At 74.1% G+C, this 9,396-nt stretch carries 8 protein-coding genes; 5 read left to right on the top strand and 3 right to left on the bottom strand.

The genetic code is table 11. The features are described from left to right. Positions 1 to 106: 106 nt before the first annotated feature. Entirely contained in the window at positions 107 to 2,701 is a 2,595-nt protein-coding gene (gene lanKC / locus ACGF13_RS19745; RefSeq protein ID WP_392876602.1) for a class III lanthionine synthetase LanKC, read from the bottom strand. A 235-nt stretch (positions 2,702 to 2,936) separates the two neighbouring features. Then, positions 2,937 to 4,154: a non-hydrolyzing UDP-N-acetylglucosamine 2-epimerase gene (gene wecB / locus ACGF13_RS19740; protein ID WP_392876599.1), complete on the bottom strand. Its 1,218-nt coding sequence runs from the start codon at positions 4,152 to 4,154 to the stop codon at positions 2,937 to 2,939. Between the two features lie 370 nt (positions 4,155 to 4,524). Between wecB and ACGF13_RS19735 the strand changes: the two genes are divergently transcribed. The 5 genes from ACGF13_RS19735 (at position 4,525) to ACGF13_RS19715 (ending at position 8,671) form a co-directional block, all read left to right on the top strand. After that, entirely contained in the window at positions 4,525 to 4,740 is a 216-nt protein-coding gene (locus ACGF13_RS19735; protein WP_392876597.1) for a hypothetical protein, read from the top strand. Between the two features lie 93 nt (positions 4,741 to 4,833). Next, positions 4,834 to 5,451, top strand: coding sequence for an archaeosortase/exosortase family protein (locus ACGF13_RS19730; RefSeq protein ID WP_392876594.1), 618 nt, complete (start codon positions 4,834 to 4,836; stop codon positions 5,449 to 5,451). After that, on the top strand, positions 5,448 to 6,935 hold the full coding sequence (locus tag ACGF13_RS19725) for a glycosyltransferase (RefSeq protein ID WP_392876591.1): 1,488 nt from the start codon (positions 5,448 to 5,450) through the stop codon (positions 6,933 to 6,935). Before ACGF13_RS19730 ends, ACGF13_RS19725 begins: the two co-directional genes overlap by 4 nt. Before the next feature lie 160 nt (positions 6,936 to 7,095). Then, complete coding sequence (locus ACGF13_RS19720; RefSeq protein WP_392876589.1) at positions 7,096 to 7,848, top strand: choice-of-anchor P family protein; 753 nt, start codon at positions 7,096 to 7,098, stop codon at positions 7,846 to 7,848. 346 nt (positions 7,849 to 8,194) lie between these two features. Continuing rightward, positions 8,195 to 8,671: a hypothetical protein gene (locus ACGF13_RS19715; RefSeq protein WP_392876841.1), complete on the top strand. Its 477-nt coding sequence runs from the start codon at positions 8,195 to 8,197 to the stop codon at positions 8,669 to 8,671. 148 nt (positions 8,672 to 8,819) lie between these two features. On the opposite strand, the gene ACGF13_RS19710 is transcribed toward ACGF13_RS19715, so the two are convergent. Continuing rightward, positions 8,820 to 9,374, bottom strand: a complete 555-nt coding sequence (locus ACGF13_RS19710) for a hypothetical protein (RefSeq protein ID WP_392876587.1) — start codon at positions 9,372 to 9,374, stop codon at positions 8,820 to 8,822. Positions 9,375 to 9,396: the final 22 nt, after the last annotated feature.

Genomic DNA, 9,396 nt, shown 5'->3' with positions numbered 1-9,396 from the left:
CTCGGTCTCGAGCCCCTGGAGGGCCAGGATCTTCGACATGGTCCGTTCCTTTCCTTACCGGTGAGGTGGTCCCGGCCACCGGTGGTGGCCGTCGTGTTCCCCTGGCTCAGGGCCGGGGGAAGTCCGTGATGCCGGGCAGCGGTACCGGGCCGAGCACTGCCTCGTGCAGTGCGGTCAGGACGCCGGCCGCGCCGGTGGCGAGGTCCGCCGAGAGCCGCATCGAGCGGCGGCCCGGGAAGGCCAGGTGGCCGCGATGGTCCATCACGTGCCACTCCAGCAGTCGCAGGTGGCGGTCGGCCTCCGCCCGGTGCCCGGTCCCGAGCTGGTGCAGCAGCAGTCCGGCGCGGCCCTCGAACAGGCCGGACGCGGCGATCAGGTCTGGGCGGCAGGCGCGCTCGGCGGCCGTGAGCGCCTCGGTGAACCGGGCGGGCAGCCGGTCGGCGCCGGTGCGCCGGGCCAGTTCGGCGATCACGCGCGCGGTGCCGACGCCGCCCGCGGCCAGGTACGGGAGCTTGCGGCGGTAGCGGTCCTCGACCAGGAAGAGCATCCCGTCGGTGATGTCCGCCTCGTCCAGCTCGCGGCCGAGTGCCGCCTCGGCCGCCGTCAGCCAGCGCGGTTCGCCGGTGTGGGCGTGCAGTCGCAGGAACAGCGCGGCCTGCCCGCTCCAGCCGTCCAGCAGGCCGCGCAGCAGCGGGGCGCGCTCCTCCCGGGCCAGTTCGTGGCCGAGGGCCAGGGCCCGGTCGGCGAGGTGGTCCCGGCCGAGCGCGCCGGCCAGGTCGAGCAGGCCCAGCGCGATGCCGGCCCGTCCGGAACCGAGCCCCGGATCGAGCGGCGGCTCGGCGGCGAGTACCCGGTCGACCAGTGCGCCGGCCGCCTCCGACGCGCCGAGGTGGGCCAGTGCCCAGGCGATGCCGGTCAGTCCGTCGTACAGCCCGGGCGGCAGGTCCGGTTCCGCGTTCGCCCGGGCCACCAGCCAGTCGGTGTGCTCGGCCGGGGCGGGCCGGCCGCAGGCCCGCAGCGCGTACAGCACGCCGGCCGTACCGTGGGCGAGGTCCAGGCCGTTGTGGACCGGGCCGAACTGCTCGACGTCGCCGGGGAAGAGCCGGTCGGTCCGCTCCGGGGTGGCCGTCGCCAGGATGCCCGCGGCCAGCGAGTCCAGCACCGGGCGCCAGGCCTCGGTGTCCGCCGACGGGGCCTGCGGCCAGGCCGGCCGCGAGGGCTGCGGGTCGCCGTCGGCGGGGTCCGGCCGGCGCTCGGTGGCGCCCGGCGGCAGCCGCCCGCCGGCCGCCCGGTGCAGTTCCTCGGCGACCTCGGCCCCGAAACCGGGGGCCACGGGGTAGCGCGCGGAGATCTCCCGGCCGGCCAGTTCGGCCTTGCCGGAGTCCAGCGCGAGCAGGTTGTTCACCGGCAGGAAGAGGTAGAGCCGCAGCGCGGCCAGGGCGTACGTGTCCACGGCCGTGCCGCGCCGGGCCCTGGGGGAGACGAAGCCGGGCGCGCCCAGCGGGGGCGCGGTGGCGTCGTCGGCCGCGAAGGTGATCTCGAAGTCGACCAGTGCGCAGCGACCGTCCGGCCGGATCAGGACGTTGTTGGGGTGGAGGTCGCCGAAGACCAGTCCGCGCTCGTGGAGCGCCGCCAGCATGCCGGTGACCTGGTCGATCACGTCGAGTGCCCAGTCGGTGTACTCGGCCAGCCCGGCCTCGTCCGGTTCGGGGTGGGTGAGCGGGCAGGTGCGGGTGAAGACGTCCTCCAGCCGCTCGCCCTCGATGTACTCCTCGACCAGGTAGTGGTGCTCCCAGACCTGGAGGTGCTCGTACAGCGCGGGCACGAAGTCCAGCCCGGCCAGTGCCTCCAGCACCCGGCGCTCGCTCAGCAGCCGCTGCACCGCGTCCCGGCCGGCGTGGTCGAGGCCGGCGTGCGGGCGGGCCTCGCGCAGCACCACCTCGCGGCCGTCGCGCTGGTCGGTGGCCCGGTAGACGCCGCCGCCGTTGGAGAAGTGCAGCGCCTTGGTGACCTCGAACGGGAAGTCGGTCGCGGTCTCGGCCTCCCGCGCGGTGTCGGCGGCCAGTTGGGCCGTGACGACCTCCGGCACCGGCGCCCAGTCCGGCACGGTGAAGACCGTGCCCCGGACGTCCGGCACCGGCTCGCCGTCCGGCCCGATCATGGCCGGCACCCGCTGGCCCTGCTCGTCGGTGCAGTAACGCTGGACGAACGAGCCGTAGCGCAGGTAGAGCGGCCCCTCCCGGTAGCGCAGGTCGCTCAGCACGTACGGGCCGGGAACGCCCTTGAGCAGGGTGGACAGCTCGTCGAGCACCTGCGCCAGCCGGGTGTCGTCCTCCGGGTAGAGGGTGATCAGCTTGCCGCTGGAGCGGCGGTCGGCGTACTTGCCGTTCGCCGTGAGCACGGTGGCCCGGCCGCGCAGGAACTTCCAGGTCAGCTCGTGTTCCAGGCAGTACGCCAGGACCTGGTCGATCACCCGCTCGGCCTCGTCCGGGGTGGCCGAGACGTGCACCTTCCAGCCCTGCTCGGGCAGTTGCGCGCGGGGCGCCCTGATGTGCACCCAGGGGCCGTGCTCGACCCGCTGCCAGCCCGGCGGCAGCGGGACGGAGGCGGCGGCGAACCGGTCGTCCGGGCGCTCGGCGCGGGCGGGGTCGTCGTAGAACAGCGGGTCGGCGAGGCAGTGGCGCTCGTAGCGGTCGTCCATGGGGCCCGCCTCAGCCCGTGGCCTGCGGCCGGTACGCGTCCGTGTCCGCGCCGGTCCCGGTGGTCGCCCGGCCGTCGGATGTCGTCGTCAAGGGAGCCCCCCGGATGCAGTGGATCCCGCCGGTTGCGGGCTGCTTCCGACCTTGCCAGCCGGTGCGCGCAGGGTCGACGGTTCGGATCCGCCACCTTCCTGCCAGGGGATCCGGGCCGGCTGCCGGGGGAGGTCGCCGGTCCGGTCAGTGCCGGGGGTGGGCGACCGCGGCGGCGACGGGCGCTGGGAGCGGAGCGGCCAACCGGTCCTCGATGGTGGGAGGTTCGACGTCGAGGTCGGGCAACGTCGCGGCCTTGGAGGGGAGTTCGGAGGACAGGTAGCGGCGGTGGAGCGCGGCGACGATCTCGGCGCTCGCCTGCCCGTCGCCGTACGGCGAGGGGAGCCGGGCCAGCCGGTCGGCGGCGGCCTCGTCGGCGAGCATCTCCCTTAGCGCGCGGGCGAGTTGGTGGCCGGGGCGGGCGAGGCGGGCGAAGCCGGCCCGGACGGCCTCGGGGCGCTCGGTGGAGTTGCGCACCACCACGAGCGGGCGCTTGAGCACCGTGCACTCCTCCTGCACCCCGCCGGAGTCCGACACCAGCAGGCGGCAGTGCCGGGCCAGGGCGAGGAAGCCGGCGTGGTCCAGCGGCTCGGTCCGGCGCAGCCGTGCGACCGGGCCGCGCAGGCCGAAGGCCTCGACGGCGGCCCCGGTCCGGGGGTGCAGCGGCAGCAGCACCGGCAGCTCCAGGGCGGCGAGTTGGTCGAGGATCTGGGCGAGTCGGGCGGCGTCGTCGGTGTTCTCGGGGCGGTGGATGGTGGCGAGCACGTAGCCGCCGGGGGTGACGCCGTGTCCGGCCACGATGCGGTGGGCCTCGGCTTCGTCGGGCAGGGTCTCCAGGGTCGCCTCGACGACGGTGTTGCCGGTGATCACCACCCGGTCCGGTTCGACGCCCTCGCGCAGCAGGTGCGCCGCGGCGGTCGCGGTGGGCGCGCAGTGCAGGTCGGCGAGCGGGGCGATCAGGCGGCGGTTGGCCTCCTCGGGCATGTCGGGGTCGAAGGAGCGCAGACCGGCCTCGACGTGGACGACGGGTATGCCCGCGCAGTGCGCGGCCAGGGCGCCGGCGGCGGCGGTGTTGGTGTCGCCCTGGACGACGACGGCGGCCGGCGGCCGGGCCGCGAGGTGGTCGCTCAGTGCGCTGACCATCCGGCCGATCTGCCGTCCGCGCGGCTCGCCGCCGACGCCCTGCAGCAGGTGGTGCGGGCGGGGGAGGCCGTACTGGGCGAAGAAGGTGCTGGTGAGGGCCGGGTCCCAGTGCTGACCGCTCCAGACGATGCGGGCCCGCGGGCCGAGGAGGCGGGCCACTCCGGCGAGTTTGACGATCTCCGGCCGGGTTCCGAGGACCAGGGCGACATCGGTCGAGGACATGGCGCTCCGAAGGGGCGAGAGGGCGGGGTGGGGAAGTATCAGCAGACGATATGGGTGTATTCACGGGAAGTATCCATACGCAGGGGTAATGTCACCCACTTGGCCCACTCGGGTCCGTCCGAGCCGTCAGCGGCGTCGCCGACGGTTCGTATGCCGGTGCATCAAGGTCGGTCGCAGCGCGCCGACTTGGCGGCGGCGCCCTCGCTCCCGGATACCGGCTCGCCGCCACCTCCGCGCGGCCGACTGCGGCAAACGGGTGATTTCCACCCGAATGGGCGCGGCCATCTATCCGATCATCCGATCAGCCCAGCAACATACGGCTCCAGATCGCAAAGATCGGGACAACCCGGTCGCAACGAGAGGAACCACCATGTACGGACCCATAGGCGGCGGCCTTCCCCCGACGGCGGCCGGTGGCGGCGTGCTGGCCTCGACCGGCTCGCCCGGCCTCGGCCTCGTGGCGGCGGTCGGCACCGCCCTGGTGCTGGTGGGCGTCGCCCTGCTGCGGCGCAGCCGGCTCGCCGCGGACCGGGACGAGCGGGCCGGTCGGACCGACCGGACCGACCGGACGCGCGACGGGCGATAGCCGCCCCGTCCGTCCGGCAGCCGCGCCGGCCGACAAAGGCCGCCCCGCCAGGCCGATCTCCGCCGACTCGCCTTTCTCCCAGGGGGTTTCCTCGTGACCGCAGACGTGTTCCCACAACCCGCCCGGCCACCGGGCCCGGCCCGCCCGCCACTGTCGCGGCCCGGCCGGGCCCCGCTGGCCGGCCGGGTGCTCGCCGGGGTGGCCGGACCGCTGCTGCTCGGCCTGTGCGGGGTCCTGGTCGCCGGTGAACGCGCCTACCGGTTCCACGAGATGGCCGGGGCGCGGTGGTTGGTCTCCCACGCGCTCGGCCTGCGCACCCTGCTGCTCGCGGCCCCCGACGCGCCGGTGCTGTACGCCGGTGACGACGGCGGGTTCGGACGAGGGATCGCCCTGACCACCGGCTGCAGCAGCGCCCTGCTGATCGCCCCGCTGGCCCTGCTGGCCGGAGTCCTGCTGCTGTTCGGCACCCGCGGGCCGGCTCGGATCCTGCTGGGCTTCGCCCTGGCGGCCGCCCTGGTGCTCGCCGCCAACCTGGGCCGGCTGACGCTGATCGTCGCCATGCAACACCGGTACGGCGACGAGGGGTTCGGCTGGACGCACGTCCTGTTCGGCTCGGTGCTGATGATGGCCGCCGGCCTGACCGCGCTGCTGCTCTTCCTCTTCCTGACCACCCGAACGTCCACCCGCGACGCGGAGGCCGATGCGCCGTGACCCTGCTCGACCTGTCCGTCTCCCTCTCCTTCGTGCTGGGGATCGGCTTCCTCGCCTACGTCACGGTGATCGTGCGCAACTTCCTGCGGGCCGGCCCGGACGCCCCGGGTGACCCGAGCCGGTTCGACTGGCACTTCCTCATACCCTGCCGGGACGAGGAGGCCGTGATCGGCGCCACCCTGGACCACCTCGCCCGGCACTTCCCCCGCGCACGGGTCTGGGTGGTCGACGACCACTCCGAGGACCGCACCGCCGAGGTGGTACGGGCCAGGGCGGCCGAGGGGCGGCCCGTCCACCTGGTCGCCCGGCGGCTGCCGCGGGCGCGCACCGGCAAGGGGGACGCCCTGAACGCCGCCTACCGGGCGATCGAGGCCTGGCTGCCGCAGGACACCGACGCCGACCGGGTCGTCCTGATCGTCCTGGACGCCGACGGGCGGCCCTCCCCGGGGATGCTGGACACCTTCGCCGGACCGTCCTCCTTCGGCGACCCGGCCGTCGGCGCCGTCCAGGTCGAGGTCCGGATGTCCAACCGCGACGTGGCCGTCCCGCTGCCCCACCGGGGGCGCCTCGCCAACCGGTTCGCCCGGCTGCTGACCCGCCTCCAGGACATCGAGTTCCGCGGGCCGATCTCCGCCATCCAGATCACCCGCCGGCTCACCCGGACCGTCAACGTCGGCGGCAACGGCCAGGCCAACCGGCTCGGCGCGCTGCGCTCGATCGACCGGGCCGGCGGCGAGCCGTGGGGCCGGGCGCTGCTGGAGGACTTCGAGCTCGGGCTGCGGATGATGCTGGCCGGCTGGCGCAACGGCTACACCACGACCGCCTGGGTGGACCAGGAAGCCCTGTGGAACGTGCGGCAGTTGATCACCCAGAGGGTCCGCTGGGCGCAGGGCTCGATGCAGTGCGCGTCGTACCTGCGCAGGGTCTGGCGCTCCCGGGAGTTCACCACGCTGGGCTTCCTGGAAGTCCTCTACTTCATGGTCCAGCCCTGGCTGCAGGTCGTCGGCCTGGTGGTCTACATCGTGCCGATCGCCGCCTTCGGCTACAACATCGTCTTCTACCCGGAGTTCGTGCTGGCCTTCCTGCGCGAGGGCGGAGCCGTGCTGATCGCGCTCTACCTCGTCCTGGGGGTCGCCGAGTTCGCCCTCTGGGGGCCGCTGTACCGGCGCCGCAGCGAGCCGGGGATCAGCCGCCGGGCCGCGCTCGGCTACGGCCTGGCCCTCGCGGTCTACGCCGCGACCACCTACCTCGTCGCGGTCCGCGCCTTCTGGCGGATCGTGCGACGCAAGGGCGCCTGGCACAAGACGGCCCGTACGGCCGTGCCGCTGCCGGCGTCCACCGCCGGGGAACTCACCGGCCGGGAACTCCCCGCCCGGGAACTCGCGGCGAGGGAGGTGCCCGCCCGGGAGATCACCGCCCGGGAACTCACCGCCGGGCAGATCCCCGCCAAGGAGATCACCGGCCAGGAGATCGCCACCGCCTGAGCACCGAGACTTCTCCCCGACCGGTGAGGCCGTGGCCGATCCCGGCCCCGTGGCCGATCCCGGCCCCGCGGCCGGTCGGCGGAGTCGACGCACCACCCCCTTTCCTGCCCCGTGCGGCGGACACCTCCGTCCGCCGTGCCCCCGTCCGAAAGGCCAACCCGTGAGAACTCGTACCCGCAACCGTGTCCTCGCCGGAACCGCGCTCGCCGTCGCTGCCCTGTCCGTGGCGTCCCCGGCGTTCGCCGCACTGCCCGCTCCCGTGGCCGAGGCCTACGTCGTCTCCACGGAGGCACTGGGCGGGATGGTCGCCGTCGCGCCGTCGCCCGAGTCGACCTACCCGTCCGGCGGCACCCAGACCCTGGTCGGCCTCGACATCGGGCCGGTCGCCACCAACTCCACGCTCACCGCGACCACCGCCGGCAATCCCGCCGACGGCACCGCGTCCGCCTCGGCGACGGTCGACAAGCTCGGGCTCAACCTGGGCGTCGCGTCCGTCTCCCTGACCGGCGTCAACTCGACCTGCACGGCCACCCCTACCGGGGCCACCGGCAGCGGTCTGATCGCGGGCGGGTCGGTCAGCGTCGCCGGCATCCCGACCAACCTGCAGGCCAACGCCCCCGCCAACACCAGGGTCAGCATCCCGCTGGTCGGCTCGATCGTCCTCAACGAGCAGACCACCGACGCCAACGGCGTGCTGACCGTCAACGCCGTCCACATCACCCTGCTGCCGTCGCTGAACGGCGCCAACCTGGTCATCGGCCACGCCCAGTGCGGCGGGGCCGAGCCCGCGGCCGCCGTTCCGATGATCAACCCGTCGGTCGCGGGGATGAGCGGCGGGGCGGTGCTCGCCGGCATCCTGGCCACCGTCTACGTCCGCCGCCGCAACGCCCGGAACGCCGTCTCGGGCGTCTGACGGCGGGGAGGGCGGCCGGCCCGGGGCCCGCGACGGCTACGGTCCGGCCGCCCTCCGCACGCTGTCGTCAACTCGGCTGCCGGTGACTCCTTCTGACGTGTGGTGAACCGCCACAGGGTGACGGGGAGCCGGGGGCAGGGCCCGTCCCGCAGCTACCGTGCGCCCGTCCCACCGCCCCGCACCCGCCCCCGCGGGGTGCCCGCGCCCGGATCCGTCCGTCCCCGCCCGATCGGTCGCCTACCCTACGAACGGATCGGCCGTACCGGGCCATCGCCGTTCAAGGAGGAGTCCCGTGCCGTCCTGCGACCCCCAACACGCTCCCGTCGGCGATGTGAGCGCAGCGCTCATGGTGATCGACTCCCGGCTGAAGTCCGTCTACGACGGCAAGTCCGGGACGGACCCCGAGCACCAGCGGATGGTCGACCAGCTCACCGCGTCCTTCGGCCCCGAGGAGGCCGAGGCGCTGGTGGAAGGCGTGTGCACGCTCGTCTACATGTACATGAACTGGCTGCGCTCGGCCTTCGAGAACCACGAGGAGGACGTGCTCGAACACGCGGTCCCCAGCCTGGTGGCCACGATGCGGATGATGCCGCGGACCTTCAGCCCGGAGGTGATCCCCACCATGGCCGGCCTGCTCATCGCGGCCGGCACCGGCCTGAGCCCCAACCTGTGGCGCGCCCAGTACGGACCGTGGACGAAGGAGGAGATGAACCCGCTGGAGGCCATGACGGTCCTGCTCGCGGAGTACATCAACCGGATCTCCAACAAGGGCAAGGACTTCGCCACCAGGCTGGTCACCGACGCGCTGTCCCAGCTGGATTAGGGCCTGTCTCTTGGATTTTGGCGGACCCGGCAAGGATCCAAGAGACAGGCCCTAGCCGTCCCGGCGGGACCGGCCCTCCCGGCCGGACGGGCGCCGGCTCCGGACGCCGCGGGTCGGCCCTGCCCGCGGGCAGGGCCGACCGGGCCGGTCAGCCGAACATCACACCGGTCTCGCGGGCCAGGACGTCCAGGCCGTAGCGGGTCGCGTGCTCGACGTTCTCCGGGTCGATGGTGCGGACGCCCTCGGCGGCGAGCCGCTCGTTGATCCTGTCCAGGTTCTGCTGGACGAGCTGCTTCTCCGCCTCGGTGGTGCGGCCCTTGTGCGGCCGTCCGGCGTGCTCCAGGCTCGCGTAGTTGACCCGGTCCCGGCCGACGGCGGTCGCCGCCTCGGATGCCGAGGCCCGGGAGACGGGCCTGGCGCCGCGCAGGACCTCGGCCATCGGCGCGGCCGAGGCCAGCCGGTCGAAGGTGGCCGCCTCCATCACCACGGTCTGCGGCTCCGCGCGGTCCGGGTGGTGCAGCTCGATCGTGACCAGGTCGAGCGCCAGCTCCCGCACCCCGCCCAACTCCCCGGCGAGCGCGTCGATCTCGACCGGACCGTCCGTCAGGTCGGGATGCTGCAGTACCACCACCCGCACCAGGTCCCCGTCGCTCTCCACGTGCTCGCCGGTCAGGTCCGAGAACCGGATGATCTTCTGGCCCATGTCTTCCTCTCCTGCCCCTGTG

Origin of the sequence: Kitasatospora sp. NPDC048286 (genome assembly GCF_043201735.1) — a bacterium.
Taxonomy (GTDB): domain Bacteria; phylum Actinomycetota; class Actinomycetes; order Streptomycetales; family Streptomycetaceae; genus Kitasatospora.
Note: the sequence above shows the minus strand (reverse complement) of the source record. Positions and strands in the feature narration are given on the sequence as shown.

Coding starts and splice junctions, on each gene's coding strand:
- lanKC (WP_392876602.1), bottom strand. CDS start 2,701: ATGGACGACCGCTACGAGCGCCACTGCCTCGCCGACCCGCTGTTCTAC.
- wecB (WP_392876599.1), bottom strand. CDS start 4,154: ATGTCCTCGACCGATGTCGCCCTGGTCCTCGGAACCCGGCCGGAGATC.
- ACGF13_RS19735 (WP_392876597.1), top strand. CDS start 4,525: ATGTACGGACCCATAGGCGGCGGCCTTCCCCCGACGGCGGCCGGTGGC.
- ACGF13_RS19715 (WP_392876841.1), top strand. CDS start 8,195: ATGGTGATCGACTCCCGGCTGAAGTCCGTCTACGACGGCAAGTCCGGG.
- ACGF13_RS19710 (WP_392876587.1), bottom strand. CDS start 9,374: ATGGGCCAGAAGATCATCCGGTTCTCGGACCTGACCGGCGAGCACGTG.